The sequence below is a fragment of the Burkholderia sp. Bp9142 genome (genome assembly GCF_003853415.1).
GTDB lineage: Bacteria > Pseudomonadota > Gammaproteobacteria > Burkholderiales > Burkholderiaceae > Burkholderia.
In genome coordinates this window covers 25,094-42,775 of record NZ_QTPP01000057.1, presented here as the reverse complement: position 1 = coordinate 42,775, position 17,682 = coordinate 25,094, and the positions used below count along the sequence as shown (strand labels likewise).

The 17,682-nt window shown below is 67.6% G+C and carries 11 protein-coding genes and 1 tRNA gene; 6 read left to right on the top strand and 6 right to left on the bottom strand.

What is annotated here, in order from left to right:
• Positions 1-1,001 (bottom strand): biotin/lipoyl-containing protein (locus tag DIE22_RS35675; RefSeq protein ID WP_185640764.1); only part of this gene is annotated, 1,001 nt, incomplete at its 3' end.
• Between the two features lie 70 nt (positions 1,002-1,071).
• Positions 1,072-3,768, bottom strand: a complete 2,697-nt coding sequence (gene aceE / locus DIE22_RS35670; protein WP_124501727.1) for a pyruvate dehydrogenase (acetyl-transferring), homodimeric type — start codon at positions 3,766-3,768, stop codon at positions 1,072-1,074.
• Between the two features lie 273 nt (positions 3,769-4,041).
• On the opposite strand from aceE, the gene fixL reads away from it, so the two are divergent.
• The 4 genes from fixL (at position 4,042) to DIE22_RS35650 (ending at position 10,630) form a co-directional block, all read left to right on the top strand.
• Positions 4,042-6,558 (top strand): oxygen sensor histidine kinase FixL, encoded by a 2,517-nt coding sequence (gene fixL, locus DIE22_RS35665; protein ID WP_124501726.1) that lies wholly within the window; start codon positions 4,042-4,044, stop codon positions 6,556-6,558.
• On the top strand, positions 6,555-7,193 hold the full coding sequence (gene fixJ, locus DIE22_RS35660) for an oxygen response regulator transcription factor FixJ (RefSeq protein ID WP_006493245.1): 639 nt from the start codon (positions 6,555-6,557) through the stop codon (positions 7,191-7,193). The genes fixL and fixJ overlap by 4 nt, the downstream gene beginning before the upstream one ends.
• 235 nt (positions 7,194-7,428) lie before the next feature.
• Entirely contained in the window at positions 7,429-8,286 is an 858-nt protein-coding gene (gene folD, locus DIE22_RS35655) for a bifunctional methylenetetrahydrofolate dehydrogenase/methenyltetrahydrofolate cyclohydrolase FolD (RefSeq protein WP_124501725.1), read from the top strand.
• 256 nt (positions 8,287-8,542) lie between these two features.
• Positions 8,543-10,630 carry a M3 family metallopeptidase gene (locus tag DIE22_RS35650; protein WP_124607300.1) on the top strand — a complete coding sequence of 696 codons (2,088 nt, stop codon included), beginning with the start codon at positions 8,543-8,545 and terminating at the stop codon, positions 10,628-10,630.
• 61 nt (positions 10,631-10,691) lie between these two features.
• Here DIE22_RS35650 and dinB read toward each other — a convergent pair whose 3' ends face one another.
• Positions 10,692-11,885, bottom strand: coding sequence for a DNA polymerase IV (dinB, locus tag DIE22_RS35645; RefSeq protein WP_124501723.1), 1,194 nt, complete (start codon positions 11,883-11,885; stop codon positions 10,692-10,694).
• Positions 11,886-12,109: 224 nt separating this feature from the next.
• Between dinB and DIE22_RS35640 the strand changes: the two genes are divergently transcribed.
• Complete coding sequence (locus DIE22_RS35640; RefSeq protein WP_124607299.1) at positions 12,110-12,802, top strand: aspartate/glutamate racemase family protein; 693 nt, start codon at positions 12,110-12,112, stop codon at positions 12,800-12,802.
• A gap of 82 nt (positions 12,803-12,884) precedes the next feature.
• Here DIE22_RS35640 and DIE22_RS35635 read toward each other — a convergent pair.
• Positions 12,885-12,961, bottom strand: a tRNA-Met gene (locus tag DIE22_RS35635).
• Positions 12,962-13,142: 181 nt separating this feature from the next.
• Here DIE22_RS35635 and xth point away from each other — a divergent pair.
• On the top strand, positions 13,143-13,919 hold the full coding sequence (xth, locus tag DIE22_RS35630; protein ID WP_221622411.1) for an exodeoxyribonuclease III: 777 nt from the start codon (positions 13,143-13,145) through the stop codon (positions 13,917-13,919).
• 25 nt (positions 13,920-13,944) lie between these two features.
• Here the strand turns inward: xth and DIE22_RS35625 are convergent, their stop codons facing one another.
• Positions 13,945-16,062 carry a prolyl oligopeptidase family protein gene (locus DIE22_RS35625; protein ID WP_124501720.1) on the bottom strand — a complete coding sequence of 706 codons (2,118 nt, stop codon included), beginning with the start codon at positions 16,060-16,062 and terminating at the stop codon, positions 13,945-13,947.
• Positions 16,063-16,142: 80 nt separating this feature from the next.
• Positions 16,143-17,672 (bottom strand): nitrogen regulation protein NR(I), encoded by a 1,530-nt coding sequence (ntrC, locus tag DIE22_RS35620; RefSeq protein WP_124607298.1) that lies wholly within the window; start codon positions 17,670-17,672, stop codon positions 16,143-16,145.
• Positions 17,673-17,682: the final 10 nt, after the last annotated feature.

Genomic DNA, 17,682 nt, shown 5'->3' with positions numbered 1-17,682 from the left:
AGCGGCTTCGCCTCGAACGGGCCGAACTTCGAGAAGTCGACCTTCGGCCACGGCAGCAGGTTCAGCTCGCCGCCGCCGGCCGGCGCGGCCGCTGCGGCCGGTGCCGCGCGCTGGCCCGTCATCACGCCCTTCACGAAACCGGTGATGTCTTCCTTCGTGATACGGCCCTTCGGACCCGAGCCCTGCACGCGTGCGACTTCGACGCCGAGTTCACGCGCGAACTTGCGCACGGACGGCGATGCGTGGCTCGCGCGGTACTCGCCCGACGCAGCGGCCGGCGCGGCGGCAGCCGGAGCCGGTGCAGCCTGCGCGGGTGCCGGAGCGGCAGCGGGTGCCGGAGCCGGCGCGGCAGCGGCCGGAGCCGGTGCGCTCGCCTGCGGCGCGGCGGCAGCCGGTGCGCCGGCGGCGTCGAGCAGCACGATCAGCGTGCCTTCCGACACCGAATCGCCCACCTTGACCTTGATGTCCTTCACGACGCCGGCGGCCGGGCTCGGCACATCCATCGTCGCCTTGTCCGACTCGAGCGTGACGAGCGACTGCTCCTTCTCGACCGTGTCGCCGACCTTCACGCCGATCTCGATCACCGGGACGTCCTTGTAGTCGCCGATGTCGGGCACCTTCACCTCGAGCGTGCCGCCCGACGCTGCCGGCGCGGCAGCCGGCGCTGCTGCAGCCGGTGCCGGCGCTGCCGCCGGAGCCGGGGCTGCGGCCGGAGCCGGGGCTGCGGCCGGCGCGGCCGCGCCGTTCACCTGCGCCGCGGCGGCGCCGTCGAGCAGGATGATCAGCGAGCCTTCCGACACGGAATCGCCCACCTTGATCTTCACTTCCTTGACCGTGCCGGCTGCCGGGCTCGGGACATCCATCGTCGCCTTGTCCGACTCGAGCGTGACGAGCGACTGCTCGGGCTCGACCGTGTCACCCACCTTCACGAGCACCTCGATGACGGGCACGTCCTTGTAATCGCCGATATCCGGCACCTTCACTTCGATCGCTTGACTCATCTTTTTGTGTCTCCATGGCCGCGCGCGCCCCTCCCGGAAGCGGCGCGCGGCATCACACGGCGCGTGTGCGTTAAACGGTCATCGGGTTGGGCTTCGACGGATCGAGGTTGTACTTGGCGATCGCGTCCGCGACCACCTTGCGCTCGATCGTGCCTTCGTCGGCCAGCGCGTTCAGCGCGGCGACGGTGACCCAGTGACGGTCGACTTCGAAGAAGTGACGCAGCTTCTCGCGGGTGTCCGAACGACCGAAGCCGTCCGTGCCCAGCACGACGAAGCGGCGATCGATCTGACCACGGATCTGGTCGACCAGCGCGCGCACGTAGTCGGTCGATGCGATGACCGGACCCTGCGTGTCCTTCAGGCACTTCTGCACGTGCGACAGGCGACGCTCCTCGGACGGATGGAGCAGGTTCCAGCGCTCGACTTCGTGGCCTTCACGCGCGAGCTCGGTGAAGCTCGGCACGCTCCAGAGGTCGGCCGCGACGCCCCAGTCGTTCTTCAGCAGGTCGGCGGCTGCGATCACTTCGTTGAAGATCGTGCCCGCGCCCAGCAGCTGCACGCGCGGTGCCTTCTGGTCGGCGTCGGCCTTCTTGAACGCGTACATGCCCTTGATGATGTCGGCCGCCACGTGCTCGCCCTGCGGAATCGCCGGGTGCTCGTAGTTCTCGTTCATCACCGTGATGTAGTAGTACACGTCTTCCTGGTCCTGCACCATGCGGCGCAGACCGTCCTGGATGATCACCGCGAGTTCATAGCCGAACGTCGGGTCGTAGCTCACGCAGTTCGGCACCGATGCCGCCCACAGGAGCGAGTGGCCGTCTTCGTGCTGCAGGCCTTCGCCGTTCAGCGTCGTGCGGCCCGCGGTGCCGCCGAGCAGGAAGCCGCGCGAGCGCATGTCGCCCGCCGCCCATGCCAGGTCGCCGATCCGCTGGAAGCCGAACATCGAATAGAAGATGTAGAACGGCACCATGATCTCGCCGTGCGTCGAGTACGACGTCGCCGCCGCGATCCAGTCGCACATGCCGCCCGCTTCGTTGATGCCTTCCTGCAGGATCTGGCCGGTTTCCGATTCCTTGTAGAACATCAGCTGGTCGGAATCTTCCGGCACGTACTTCTGGCCCTGCTGGTTCCAGATGCCGATCTGGCGGAACAGGCCTTCCATGCCGAACGTGCGCGATTCATCCGGGACGATCGGCACGACGCGCTTGCCGAGCGCCTTGTCCTTCAGCAGGATGTTCAGGATCCGCACGAACGCCATCGTCGTCGAGATCTCGCGGCCTTCGCCCGTGCCCTTCAGCAGCGGCTCGAACGTGTCGAGCGCCGGCACCGGCAGCGACGTCGCCTTCTCGCGGCGGTGCGGCAGGTAGCCGCCGAGGTCCATGCGCTGCTTGCGCATGTATTCGAGTTCCTTCGAGCCTTCCTCGAACTTCAGGTACGGCACGTCGGCGATCTGCTCGTCGGTGATCGGCAGGCGGAACTGGTCACGGAACTTCTTCAGTTGCTCGACCGGCAGCTTCTTCTGCTGGTGCGTGATGTTCATCGCCTGGCCCGACTCGCCCATCCCGTAGCCCTTGATGGTCTTCGCGAGGATGACGGTCGGCGCGCCCTTCGTGTTGCTGGCTTCGTGGAACGCCGCGTAGATCTTGTGCGGATCGTGACCGCCGCGGTTCAGCGCCCAGATGTCGTCGTCCGACCAGTCGGCGACGAGCGCCTTCAGTTCAGGCGTGTTGAAGAAGTGCTCGCGCACGTACGCGCCCGACTCCGACTTGTACGTCTGGTATTCGCCGTCGACGACGTCCATCATGCGGCGCATCAGCGCGCCGGACTTGTCGCGTGCGAACAGCGCATCCCAGCGGCTGCCCCAGATGACCTTGATCACGTTCCAGCCGGCGCCGCGGAATTCCGATTCCAGTTCCTGGATGATCTTGCCGTTGCCGCGCACCGGGCCGTCGAGACGCTGCAGGTTGCAGTTGATCACGAACACGAGGTTGTCGAGCTTTTCGCGGCTCGCCATCCCGATCGCGCCGAGCGATTCCGGCTCGTCCGTCTCGCCGTCGCCGAGGAACGCCCACACCTTGCGGCCTTCCGTCTTCGCGATGCCGCGGGCCTCCAGGTACTTCATGAAGCGGGCCTGGTAGATCGCCATGATCGGGCCAAGGCCCATCGACACGGTCGGGAACTGCCAGAAGTCCGGCATCAGCCACGGGTGCGGGTACGACGAGATGCCCTTGCCGTCGACTTCCTGGCGGAAGCTGTCGAGCTGCTCTTCCGACAGGCGGCCGAGCAGGAACGCGCGCGAGTACACGCCCGGCGACGAGTGGCCCTGCACGAACACGAGATCGCCGCCGTGCTGGTCGGACGCCGCGTGCCAGAAGTGGTTGTAGCCGACGTCATAGAGCGTCGCGGCCGATGCGAACGACGCGATGTGGCCGCCGACGTTCGTGTCCTTGCCCGCGCGCAGCACCATCGCCAGCGCGTTCCAGCGCGTGTACGAACGGATGCGGTGCTCGACGTCCTGGTCGCCCGGGATCTTCGCCTGGGCTTCGACGGGGATCGTGTTGATGTACGGGGTATTCGCGGAGAACGGCAGGTGTTCGCCGTGCATGCGGGCGAATTCGATCTGCTTTTCGATCAGGTAGTGCGCGCGGCCGGTGCCCACGGAGGAGATCACGCCGTCGAGCGACTCGAGCCATTCAACGGTTTCCTGCGGGTCGTCGTCACGTTCGGCGGCGACATATTTCATCACTTCGTTCGGTACAGCGGACATTCTCGTCTCCTGGGTCCTGGAATGTGAGGATCGCTCTCGTGCAGACGACGCGACGCGGCCGGCTGCGGGCAAGCTCCGACGGATTGTAATGAGCGTGCACGGGCCCGCGCAACAAAATTTTCGAATTATGAGATCTTTTCTCGTAATGCGGAATATTGCTGCGCCGCACCCTTGTTTCGGGCCTCTCCGGCGCGCGCCGCGAGCACAAATTCGTTTCCGTTCAACATATCCGGTATGGGTTTTCCATGTATTGCGCTGCGCTACAATCCTGCCATGTTGACCGATCGGCTTTTCGCACGCTCGGCGCGACCGTCGGGCCCGCCGGCGGAGTCGCAGCCGTCCCGCTGGCACCACGGACCGTGGTGGTCCAACTCCTATTTGCTGACGCCGCTGCTGTCGATCCTCGTGTTCCTCGTGGTGATGAGCCTGATTCTATGGAGTCTCAATCGCCGCGAACAGCAGCAGCAGGAAGACACCCTGTTTCGTAACGTCGCATGGGCGCAGCAGCAGATCCGCCTGTCGATGACGGGCGCGCAGGAGCAGCTGCAGGCGCTGTCGCGTGATCTCGCGTCCGGCCGCCTCGACCAGAATGCCTTCCAGATGGCCGTCGCGGACGTGATGCAGACGCATCCGGAAATCCTCTATCTGAACTGGTACACCGCGCCCGGCGTGCAGCGCTGGCCGACCGTGCATCCGCCGCTGCTCGGCCAGCGGCTCGCGAAGCCCGGCGACGCGCAGATGCAGGACGCCGTGCGCGGCGCGTACGACGAAGCGCGCAGCACGCGCCGCCAGGCCTATTCGCCACTGATCTACGACGACTTCGGCAACGGCTTCATCACGCTGCAGACGCCCGTGATGCGCGGCGACCGCGAGTATCTCGGCTCGATCGCCGCGGTGTTCTCGGTCGAAGGGATCCTGAAGCACGACATCCCGCAGGAGCTGTCGTCGAAGTACAAGATCTCCATCACCGACTCGAACAACCGCGAGCTGTCGTCGACGTCGACGCGCCCGCGCCTGCCGCGCGACTCCCACTACGACCTGCCGCTCGATCCGCCCGGCCAGGGGCTGACCGTGCGCGTGTACGCGTTCCCGCAGCTCACGAACCTGACCAACAACACGCTCGTGTGGCTGGTCGCCGGGCTGTCGTGCTTCGTGCTGTGGAGCCTCTGGAGCCTGTGGAAGCACACGCGCCAGCGCTTCGAGGCGCAGCAGGCGCTGTACGCGGAAGCGTTCTTCCGCCGCGCGATGGAAAACTCGGTGCTGATCGGCATGCGCGTGCTCGACATGCACGGCCGCATCACGCACGTGAACCCCGCGTTCTGCCGGATGACGGGCTGGGACGAGACCGACCTCGTCGGCAAGGTCGCGCCGTTTCCGTACTGGCCGCGCGATTCGTACCCGGAAATGCAGCGCCAGCTCGACATGACCCTGCGCGGCAAGGCGCCGAGCTCGGGCTTCGAGCTGCGCGTGCGGCGCAAGAACGGCACGCTGTTCCATGCGCGCCTCTACGTGTCGCCGCTGATCGACAGCTCCGGCCGCCAGACCGGCTGGATGTCGTCGATGACCGACATCACCGAGCCTAAGCGCGCGCGCGAGGAGCTCGCGGCCGCGCACGAACGCTTCACGACGGTGCTCGAAAGCCTCGACGCCGCGGTGTCGGTGCTCGCCGCCGACGAGGCCGAACTGCTGTTCGCGAACCGCTACTACCGCCACCTGTTCGGGATCCGCCCGGACGGCCACCTCGAGCTGTCGGGCGGCGGCTTCGATCGCGCGCAGGCGTCCTCCGACTCGATCGACATGGTCGACGCGTTCGCCGGCCTGCCGGCCGCCGCGCTGACGAGCAGCACCGCCGATGCGCAGGAAGTGTATGTCGAGAGCATCCAGAAGTGGTTCGAGGTGCGCCGCCAATACATCCAGTGGGTGGACGGCCACCTCGCGCAGATGCAGATCGCGACCGACATCACGACCCGCAAGAAGGCGCAGGAACTCGCGCACCAGCAGGAAGAGAAGCTGCAGTTCACGAGCCGATTGATGACGATGGGTGAAATGGCGTCGTCGATTGCTCACGAATTGAACCAGCCGCTCGCCGCGATCAACAACTACTGCTCGGGCACGCTCGCGCTCGTGAAGAGCGGCCGCGGCACGCCCGAGACGCTGCAGCCCGCGCTGGAAAAGACCGCGCAGCAGGCGCTGCGCGCGGGGATGATCGTCAAGCGGATCCGCGAATTCGTGAAGCGCAGCGAGCCGAAGCGCCAGCCGGCGCGGGTCGCGGACATCGTCGCCGACGCGGTCGGGCTCGCCGAAATCGAGGCCAGGAAGCGCAGGATCCGGATCGTCACGGAAATCCTCGCAAGAATGCCTATTATTTATGTCGACCCCGTGCTGATCGAGCAGGTGCTCGTGAACCTGATGAAGAACGCGGCCGAGGCGATGGCCGACGTGAAGCCGGCGTCGGCGGATGGCATGATCCGCGTCGTCGCCGACATCGAGGCGGGTTTCGTCGACATTCGCGTGATCGACCAGGGTCCAGGCGTCGACGAAGCGACCGCCGAACGCCTGTTCGAACCGTTTTACAGCACCAAGTCCGACGGCATGGGCATGGGGCTGAACATCTGCCGTTCGATCATCGAATCGCATCGGGGGCGTCTGTGGGTGGTCAACAATGTCGAACCGGACGGCCGCATTTCCGGCGCGACATTCCACTGCAGCCTGCCCATTGGGGAACCCGCTGATCTCGGCCAAGGGGGGCGCGAGGCATCGGCATCACATACCGTTACGGGAGAACTATGAATAGCCCTGTCACCACCACTCAGGAAACTGTCTTCGTCGTCGACGACGACGAGGCCGTACGGGACTCGCTGCGCTGGCTGCTGGAGGCGAACGGCTATCGCGTGCAATGCTTCTCGAGCGCCGAGCAGTTCCTCGATGCCTATCAGCCGGCGCAGCAGGCCGGCCAGATCGCCTGCCTGATCCTCGACGTGCGGATGTCGGGCATGAGCGGCCTCGAACTGCAGGAGCGCCTGATCGCCGACAACGCCGCGCTGCCGATCATCTTCGTCACGGGCCACGGCGACGTGCCGATGGCGGTGTCGACGATGAAAAAGGGTGCGATGGACTTTATCGAGAAACCGTTCGACGAAGCCGAGCTGCGCAAGCTCGTCGAGCGGATGCTCGACAAGGCCCGAAGCGAAAGCAAGAGCGTCCAGGAACAGCGCGCCGCGAGCGAGCGCCTGTCGAAGCTGACCGCGCGCGAGCAGCAGGTGCTCGAGCGGATCATCGCCGGCCGCCTGAACAAGCAGATCGCCGACGATCTCGGGATCAGCATCAAGACGGTGGAAGCGCACCGCGCGAACATCATGGAAAAGCTCAACGTCAACACGGTCGCCGACCTGCTGCGCCTCGCGCTGTCGAAGAAGCAGGCCTGAACGTCGCGCGGCTGCGGGGCACCTGCCCGGCCTGCCGCGCCACCGCGCCGCGCGATGCGGCCCACTCGCGCGGCGTGGCCCGGCGCTTCCTCCCGGAGCGCCGGCGCCGCCGACATGACGCTTCCCGTGCATTCGCTGTCGGACGACAGCAAGCGAACGGTATAATTGCGTGCTTTGCTGCGGCGCTTCAGGCGTCGTACGCCCGCATTCCAACTTCCCGGCAGGACCCACCACCATGACAGCCCTCCTCATCGACGGCAACGCCCTCTCGAAGACCTTGCGCGCGCAGGCCGCCGAACGCGCCGCCGCGCTGACCGCACGCGGCCACCAGCCCGGCCTCGCGGTACTCCTCGTCGGCGCGAACCCGGCGAGCGAAGTCTACGTGCGCAACAAGATCAAGGCGTGTGAGGACAACGGTTTCTTCTCGCAGAAGGATGCGTATCCGGACACGCTGTCGGAGGCCGACCTGCTCGCGCGCATCGACGAGCTGAACCGTGATCCGAAGATCCACGGCATCCTGGTCCAGCTGCCGCTGCCCGCGCACATCGACAGCCACAAGGTAATCGAGGCGATCGCACCTGAGAAGGACGTCGACGGCTTCCACGTCGCGAACGCCGGCGCGCTGATGACGGGCAAGCCGCTGTTCCGCCCGTGCACGCCGTACGGCGTGATGAAGATGTTCGAAACACATGACATCCCGCTGCGGGGCGCCAACGCGGTCGTGATCGGCCGCTCGAACATCGTCGGCAAGCCGATGGCGATGATGCTGCTCGAAGCCGGCGCGACCGTGACGATCTGCCACAGCAAGACGCGCGACCTCGCCGCGCACACGCGCCAGGCCGACGTCGTGGTCGCCGCGGTCGGCAAGCGCAACATCCTGACGGCCGACATGGTCAAGCCCGGCGCGACGGTGATCGACGTCGGCATGAACCGCGACGACGCAGGCAAGCTGTGCGGCGATGTCGACTTCGCCGGTGTGAAGGAAGTCGCCGGCCACATCACGCCGGTGCCGGGCGGTGTCGGCCCGATGACCATCACGATGCTGCTGATCAACACGATCGAGGCAGCCGAGCGCGCCGCCGCGGCCGCCTGATCGCCCTGCCCGCCCAGCCGGCGCGCATTCGTGCGCCGGCATCCCGCCGGTCGCCGCCGCGGCCGCGCCGTCACCCTGCCACCCCCCGCTGCGTTTCGCCCGTATCCGACCCCGCGTCGAGCGCATCCAATCGCGTCGTTAGAAACTAACGATTGGAAAGCGCGCGATGCGCCCCAATAATGTCGATATCGGGCGCCGCTGCTTCGCGCCTCACCCTTTTCACCCCGGTTCATCCGGCAACAGACAGGGAGTCTTAATGTCCGCCAGCGCCAATACCAATCCGCTTCTCGATTTCTCCGGCCTGCCCCGCTTCGGCGAGATTCGTCCGGAACACGTGACGCCCGCGCTCGACACGCTGCTCGACGCCGCCAATCGCGCTGTCGACACCGCGAGCGCACCCGCGACGCCGGCGACCTGGGCCGCGATCGTCGAGACGGTCGAGCAGGCGACGGAGCCGCTCGGGCGCGCATGGGGCGTCGTCGGCCACCTCAACGCTGTCGCCGACACGCCCGAGCTGCGCGCCGCCTACGGCGAGAACCTGCCGCGCGTGACCGAATTCTGGTCGAGCGTCGGCCAGAACCTCGCGCTGTACGAGAAGTACAAGGCGATCGCCGCGAGCGACGAATACGCGACGCTGTCCGCCGAGCGCAAGAAGATCCTCGACAATGCGCTGCGCGATTTCCGCCTGTCGGGCGCCGAGCTGCCCGAAGACCAGAAGCCGCGCTTCGCGGAACTGCAGGAGCAGCAGGCCGCGCTGTCGAAGGCGTTCTCCGACCACGTGCTCGACGCGACCAACGCCTATGCGTATTTCGCGCAGGACGAAGCCGAGCTGGCCGGCCTGCCGGGCGACGCAATCGAAGCGGCCCGCGAAGCCGCGCAGAAGGAAGGCAAGGAAGGCTGGAAATTCACGCTGCACTTCCCGTCCTACTTCCCGGTGCTGCAGTACGCCGAGAACCGCGCGATGCGCGAGACGCTGTACCGCGCGTATGCGACGCGCGCCTCCGAACTCGGGCCGCAGTATGGCGGCGGCAAGGCCGAATGGGACAACACGGCGATCGTGGCCGACGAGCTGAAACTGCGCCGCGAAGAGGCGCAGATGCTCGGCTACCGCAATTTCGCCGAAGTGTCGCTCGCGCCGAAGATGGCCGAGTCGCCGCAGCAGGTGATTGCGTTCCTCGAGGATCTCGCGACACGCGCGCGCCCGCACGCGGACAAGGACTGGGACGAACTGCGCGCCTTCGCCGCGAAGGAACTCGGCCTGACCGAGCTCGCGCCGTGGGACGTCACGTTCGCGGCCGAGCGGCTGCGCCAGCAGCGCTACGCGTTCTCGGAAAACGAGGTCAAGCAGTACTTCCCGGAACCGGCCGTGCTGAAGGGCCTCTTCACCGTCACCGAAACGCTGTTCGGCGTGCGGATCGCGCCGGACGATGCGCCGGTCTGGCACCAGGACGTGCGCTTTTTCCGCGTCGAGAACCGCGACGGTTCGCTCGTCGCGCAGTTCTATCTCGACCTGTATGCACGCGAAGGCAAGCGCGGCGGCGCCTGGATGGACGATGCGCGTGCGCGCGCGAAGCGCGGCGGCACCGTGCAGACACCGGTCGCGTACCTGACCTGCAACTTCTCGGCGCCGGTTGGCGGCAAGCCCGCGTGCTTCACGCACGACGAAGTCATCACGCTGTTCCATGAGTTCGGCCACGGACTGCATCACATGCTCACGCGCGTCGACGAGCTCGGCGTGTCGGGCATCAACGGCGTCGAATGGGATGCGGTCGAGCTGCCGTCGCAGTTCATGGAGAACTTCTGCTGGGAATGGGACGTGCTGTCGTCAATGTCGTCGCACGTCGATACCGGCGCCGCGCTGCCGCGCGAGCTGTTCGACAAGATGATCGCCGCGAAGAACTTCCAGAGCGGACTCGGCACGCTGCGCCAGATCGTGTTCTCGATGTTCGACATGCTGCTGCACGTCGACTTCGACCCGGCCGGCGCGACCGGCGTGAACGCGTTCGCGCGCGAGATCAACGAGCGCTACCACGTGATCCCGCAGGCGGCGTTCTCGCGCTGGCCGAACACGTTCAGCCACATCTTCGCAGGCGGCTATGCGGCCGGCTACTACAGCTACAAGTGGGCCGAGGTATTGTCCGCCGATGCGTACGCGGCGTTCGAGGAAGCGGCCGCCGCCAGCGGCAGCGTGCTCGACGCGGCGACCGGCACGCGCTATCGCCGCGAGATCCTCGAAGTCGGCGGCAGCCGCCCGGCGATGGATTCGTTCAAGGCGTTCCGCGGCCGCGAGCCGGAAATCGACGCGCTGCTGCGCCACAACGGGATGGCCGCCCCCGCGCACTGAGTGCGCGCCGCCCGGCGCGTCCGGCTGCATCGAAAGGCACCGCGCTTCGGCGGTGCTTTTTTCATGGCGCCGGCGTCTCACTGCCGGCGTCGTCCGCATGATCGGCGTCGTCATCGAACAGCAAGAACTGCCCGTGACGCTCGGCCGTATCCTCGTCGATGCGCACGCCGACGCCGAGCAGCCGCACGGCTTGCGCGCGCCGCTGCAGCCCCTTCGCGAGCAGCGCGACCGCCGTCTGCGCATTCGTCGCGTCGGCCACGCATTCGACGGTCGTGCGCTGGAAATCGGCGAAGCGGATCTTCACGTACAGCTTGCGGATCGCGCGGGCAGCACCGGCACGCGCGATCCGCGCGTCGAGCTGCACGACGAGGCGGCGGATTTCGTCCGCGCATTGTTCGAGCGTCGTCAGGTCGGTCACGTAGGTCGTCTCGACGCTGACCGACTTGCGCTCCTGGTCAGCCCGCACCGGCCGCTCGTCGATTCCGCGCGCCAACTGGTACAGCCGCCGGCCGAACGCACCGAACTCGCGATGCAGATCGATCAGCGACCAGTCGCGCAACTGCGCGCAGGTCTGGATGCCGAGCCGGTCGAGCCGCGTGGCAGTCACCTTGCCGACGCCGTGCAGCTTGCGCACCGGCAACGCCGCGACGAACGCATCGACTTCATGCGGGCGCACGACGAACAGGCCGTCGGGCTTGTTCCAGTCGGACGCGATCTTCGCGATGAACTTGTTCGGCGCGACGCCCGCCGACACCGTCACGCCGACCGTGTCGTACACACGCTGACGGATCTCCCGCGCGATCAGCGTCGCGCTGCCCTGGCACAGTTCCGACCCGCTGACGTCGAGGTAGGCTTCGTCGAGCGACAGCGGCTCGACGTCGTGCGTGTAGTCACGATAGATCGCCATGATCTGCCGCGACGCCGCGCGGTACTTGTCCATCGCGGACGGCAGGATCAGCAGGTCCGGACACTTGCGCATCGCCAGCGCCGACGACATCGCCGAATGCACGCCATAGCGGCGCGCCTCGTAGTTGCAGGTCGCGATCACGCCGCGCTGGTCGGGCCGGCCGCCGACCGCGAGCGGCCGGTTGCGCAGCGACGGGTCGTCGCGCATCTCCACCGACGCGTAAAAGCAGTCGCAGTCGCAGTGGATGATCTTGCGCACGCGCGGCGGCGCGTCGCCAAGGGGCGGCGCGCGCGGATCGGCAGGCGGGATGATGGTCGGGTTCACGGTGCCGATACTGTACAAAAACACAGTGCCCGTTTCAACTGTCGCGTGCTGCCGCGTTCGATCGCCGCCGGGCGCCTTTGGCCGCATCGGGCCGCTTCCCGTACTCCCCGGCGATCCGCGGCCATCTCCGGCCAAGCGGCCCTGGCCGGCGGCACCGTACCGGTCCGCTTCGAGCGGATCGTACCGCCGCGCGCACGGGCCGGCCCCTATACTCGTCTGCCACGACAGAAGAAACGCACAGGTGACGGATGAAGACGATCGGACTGATCGGCGGGATGAGCTGGGAATCGTCGGCCGAGTACTACCGGATGATCAACCGCCATTCGAAGGCGCTGCACGGCGGCCATCACAACGCGAAGAGCGTGCTGGTCACGGTGGATTTCGCCGAGATCGAAGCGCTGCAGCGCACGCAGCACTGGGCCGCGCTCGGCGAACGGATGGCCGACGCCGCGCGACAGCTCGAAGCGGCCGGCGCCGATCTCGTCGTGCTGACGACCAACACGATGCACCGCGTGCACGACGCGATCGAGGCCGCGGTGGCACTGCCGTTCCTGCACATCGCCGATCCGACCGGCGCCGCGCTGCGCGCCGCCGGCGTCGAGCGCGTCGCACTGCTCGGCACGCGTTACACGATGGAACTGCCGTTCTATGCGGAGCGCCTGCGCGACAGGTTCGGCCTCGACGTACTGGTGCCGGACGAAGCCGCACGCGGCGACGTGCACCGGATCATCTATGACGAGCTGTGTCACGGCGTGATCGATGCGGGGTCGCGCGCGACCTATGTGGCGATCATCGACGAACTGGCGAAACGCGGCGCGCAGGCCGTGATTCTCGGCTGCACGGAAATCACGTTGCTGATCGGTGCGGACGATTCGCCGCTGCCGGTATTCGATACGACCGCGCTGCATGCGAAGGCAGCGGTCGAGTGGGCGGCGTGCTGAAAACAAAAAACCCGGCACGAGGCCGGGTTCTTGTCGACGAAGCGCGCATCGGTCACTTGCGCTGCACATCGTCTGGTGTGCTTGGTTGCGGGGGTAGGATTTGAACCTACGACCTTCGGGTTATGAGCCCGACGAGCTGCCAGACTGCTCCACCCCGCGTCAGAGAAATAAATTATAGGGTGATGAAGCACTCACGTCAACACCTTTGTCACAATTTCTTTGCAAGCCGTCGATGTCGCGATGCCCGGCGCGTGCTTCGCATCGCGTGTCGCGCGCGTTCGCGCCCCGTGCTCGCGGTAAGATGGCGGCCTTCGCATTCACCCCGCACGCATTCCCGTTCATGAAAATCGCCACCTGGAACGTCAACTCGCTCAACGTCCGCAAGCAGCACGTGCTCGACTGGCTCGCGCAAAGCGGAACCGACGTGCTGTGCCTGCAGGAACTGAAGCTGCCGGACGAGAAGTATCCGCGCGCCGATCTCGAGGCAATCGGCTATCGCAGCTGGTTCGCGGGCCAGAAGACCTACAACGGCGTCGCGATCCTCGTGCGCGACACGCTCGCCGTCGACGAATCGGACGTCGTGCGCAACATCCCCGGCTTCGACGATCCGCAGCAGCGCGTGGTCGCCGTGACGGTCGACGGCGTACGCATCGTGTCCGCGTATTTCCCGAACGGCCAGGCGCCCGACTCCGACAAGTTCGTCTACAAGATGCAGTGGCTCGACGCGCTGCATGCGTGGCTGAGCACCGAAATGCAGCGCCACCCAAAGCTCGCGCTGCTCGGCGACTACAACATCGCGCCCGAGGACCGCGACGTGCACGACCCGGCGAAATGGGAAGGCCAGAACCTCGTGTCGCCGCAGGAGCGCGCGCACTTCGCGAAGCTGATCGAGCTCGGCTTCGTCGACGCGTTCCGCCGCTTCGAGCAGCCCGAGAAGACCTTCACGTGGTGGGACTACCGGATGTTCGCGTTCCGCCGCAACGCGGGGCTGCGCATCGACCACGTCCTGCTGTCGCCGGCGCTCGCCGCCACCTGCACGTCGTGCGAAGTCGACCGCACGCCGCGCACGTGGGAACAGCCGTCCGACCACACGCCGGTCGTCGCGATCGTCGGCTGACCACCCCGCCCGCTCACGCCCGCGCTCAACCGCGCGCGGGCGCGGGCCCGAGATGGGCCCACAGGAAGCCGAACTCCGCCGCATCCGATTCGGCACGCTCCAGGTCGTCGGCGCTGCCGTGGCCGCCGTCGGTGTTCTCCCAGTACCACACCCGTTCATGTCCAAGCTCATGCATGCGCGCGGCCATCTTGCGCGCATGCGCGGGATGCACGCGGTCGTCGCGCGTCGACGTGGTCAGCAACAGCGGCGGATACGCTACACCTTCGCGCACGCGGTGATACGGCGAGTAGGCGGCGAGCGCCGCGCCCTCGCGCACATCGTCCGGATCGCCGTATTCGTCGAGCCACGCGGCGCCCGCGTGCAGCTTCGGATAGCGCCGCATGTCGAGCAGCGGCACGCGGCACAGGACCGCGCCGAACAACTCCGGACGCTGCACCATGCACGCGCCGACCAGCAGCCCGCCGTTGCTGCCGCCCTCGATGCCGAGTTGCGCGGCCGTCGTCACGCCGGTGCGGATCAGATCCTCGGCCACCGCGATGAAGTCGTCGAACGAACGCTGCCGATGCTCGCGCTGCGCGTCGACGTGCCAGCCCGGCCCGAATTCGCCGCCGCCGCGGATGTGCGCGAACGCCGCGACGCCGCCGCGTTCGAGCCACCCGATGCCCAGTGCATCGCTATAGCCCGGCAGGTTCGGAATCGCGAAGCCGCCATAGCCCGACAGCAGGCACGGCCGCGCGACGCGGGCGCTGCCGTCGGGATGCGCCAGTCCATCGAGCGCGTCACGCGGCCCGATCAGCGTGTACGGCACGACCGTGCCGTCGCGCGAGCGGGCATTCGCGCGCCGCACGACGAGCCCGGCCGCATCGAACCGCACCGGCGGCCGGTCGAGCAGTACGCGGCGCGACGGCGCATCGGCCGCGCGATCGTCCAGATCGGCGAGCCAGCATTCGGGGGGATCGAGATAGGTATCGACGTCCACGTACACGTCGTCGTTCAGCGTCGACTCGACCGGCTCGACGTCGATCTGCGCATCGCCCGGCCACTCGAACGGCCGCGCGTCCCACGTCCATGCGCCATCATCGCCCTGGCGCGGCTGCCACAGCAGCGTGCGGTTGTGCACGTCGTCGAGCCAGCTTGCGATCAGCAGCGTGCGCGTGTGCGTCCACGTGCACGCGGACGTCGACGGCCGCGGCTCGAACAGCGTCGTGAGTTCGCGCGACCCGGCGAGGAACGCCTGCTCGCGGATCGCGAGCAGCGAGCCGCCCGCGTGACGCACGCCGCCGCAGTCCCAGTCGAGCCGCGGCTCCAGCATGAGCCAGCCTTCCCAGAAACCGACCTCGACGTGCGTCGGCACATCGTAGCGCGCCCACTCGCCCGCGTCGGTCAGCCGGTATGCATGCGCGTCGAAGAAATCGACGCTGCGCCACGCGACGTGGCGGCCGTCGATCGGATCGAACCCCGCGCCCGCGCTGATGTCGTCGGGTTCGCCGCGGAACACGACCGGCGCATCGGCGAGCGGCGTGCCGCGTACCCAGCGGCGCGCTTCGTACGGATAGCCGGCGGCGGTCACATGTGGCTCGCCGCGATCCCAGCTCACGTAGACGGTATCGCGGTCGATCCAGCCGACCGTGTGATTCCCGGGCTCGTCGATCGTGAACCCGCCGTCGACGAAACGGCGCTGCACGAGGTCGAATTCGCGCACGACGACCGCGTCGGCGCCGCCCGGCGACAGCGACAGCAAAGCACGGTCACCGTCCGGATACAGGATCGCGTCCTGCTCGAACACCCACGACTCGCCCTCTTGCGCGCCGAGCGCGTCGACGTCGAGCAGCGTTTCCCACTCGGGCCGGCCGGCGCGCCAGTCGTCCCAGCGCGCGCGGCGCCACAGTCCCTTCGGGTGGAGATCGTCCTGCCACAGGTCGTACGCCCAGTCGCGCCAGCGGGTCGGAATCACCGGGCGTTCGCGCGGCAGATACGCCTGCGCGAGCCGCGCGGTGAGCGCGCGATACGCATCGTCATCGCGCAGCACGACACGCGTGCGCGCGTTCTGCTCGTCGACCCACGCGCGGGCGCGCTTGCTGTCGAGCGCTTCGAGAAAACGGAAGGGATCGGCCCCGGCGGGCCAGCGGAAGGAATCGGACATGACGGGTGTGCACGTGACGGCAAACCGAGATTATGTCCGATCGCGGCATGCGCGATGCCCGCGCATGCCGCGACGGTTGCTTACGGCTCCAGATGCAGTTCCTGGATCTTGCGCGTGATCGTGTTGCGGCCGATGCCGAGCCGCTCCGCCGCCTCGACCTTGCGGCCGCGCGTGAAGTCGAGCGCCTCGCGGATCACGGCGGCCTCGAAGCGGCGCGCGAGCTCGTCCATCACGTCGGCCGAATTCTCGCGCAACAGCCGCGCGACCTCCGTGCGCAGCCCGTTTTCCCACATCGGATAGCCGGCCGGCGCGCCGTTCGGCACGGCCGCGACGGGCGCAACAACCGTCAACGGCATCGCACCGGCCGCCGGCTGCGCGCGCGCGACGTCGCCGCCGCCGACGCTGGTGCCGGCGTACGCATCCGCGCCATCGACCGTCGCTGTCACCGGCGCGCCTGCCGGCACGAGATCGGGCGGCAGATCCTTGATCTCGACCGTCTGCGCGGGCGCCATCACGGTCAGCCAGTTCGCGAGGTTCTCGAGCTGCCGCACGTTGCCGGGGAACGGCAACGAGGTCAGGTACGCAAGCGCCTCGTCGGACACGCGCTTCGGCTCGACGCCGAGATCGCGCGCGCTTTTCTGCAGGAAGTGGCGCGTGAGCAGCGCGATGTCCTCGCTGCGTTCGCGCAGCGGCGGCAACCGCAGCCGGATCACGTTGAGCCGGTGGTAAAGGTCCTCGCGGAACAGCCCCTGCCGCACGCGCGCCTCGAGATTCTGGTGCGTCGCGGCGATCACGCGCACGTTCGCGCGCAGCGGGTTGTGGCCGCCGACCCGATAGAACTGCCCGTCCGACAGCACGCGCAACAGGCGCGTCTGCAGATCGAACGGCATGTCGCCGATTTCATCGAGGAACAGCGTGCCGTTCTCGGCCTGTTCGAAGCGGCCCTGGCGCGTCGTCTGCGCGCCGGTGAACGCACCGCGCTCGTGACCGAACAGTTCCGATTCGAGCAGGTCCTTCGGAATCGCCGCGGTGTTCAGCGCGATGAACGGCCCGTTCGCCCGCGGGCTGTGACGGTGCAGCGCCCGCGCGACGAGCTCCTTGCCGGTGCCCGATTCACCGGTGATCAGCACGGTCGCCGCCGAATGCGACAGGCGGCCGATCGCGCGGAACATGTCCTGCATCGCGGGCGCCTGGCCGAGCATCTCGGGCGCCTCGGCGACGCGCTCGTCCTGCGGCGCGCCGCCGCGCAGGCTTTCCTCGACCGCGCGGCGGATCAGCTCGACCGCCTTGTCGACGTCGAACGGCTTCGCGAGATATTCGAACGCACCGCCCTGGAACGCCGCGACGGCGCTGTCGAGATCGGAGAACGCCGTCATGATGATGACGGGCAGGCCCGGCAGGCGCTCGTGCATCGCCTGCAGCAGCTCGAGGCCGGAGCCGCCCGGCATCCGGATGTCGGACACGAGCACCTGCGGCGTCTCGTGGTCGAGCGCGGCCAGCGCGTCGCGCACGTTCGCGAAGCTCTTCGTCGCGAAGCTGTCCCGGGCGAGCGCCTTTTCGAGCACCCAGCGGATCGATTGATCGTCGTCTACTATCCAGATCGGCTTCATAGGTCGGTCA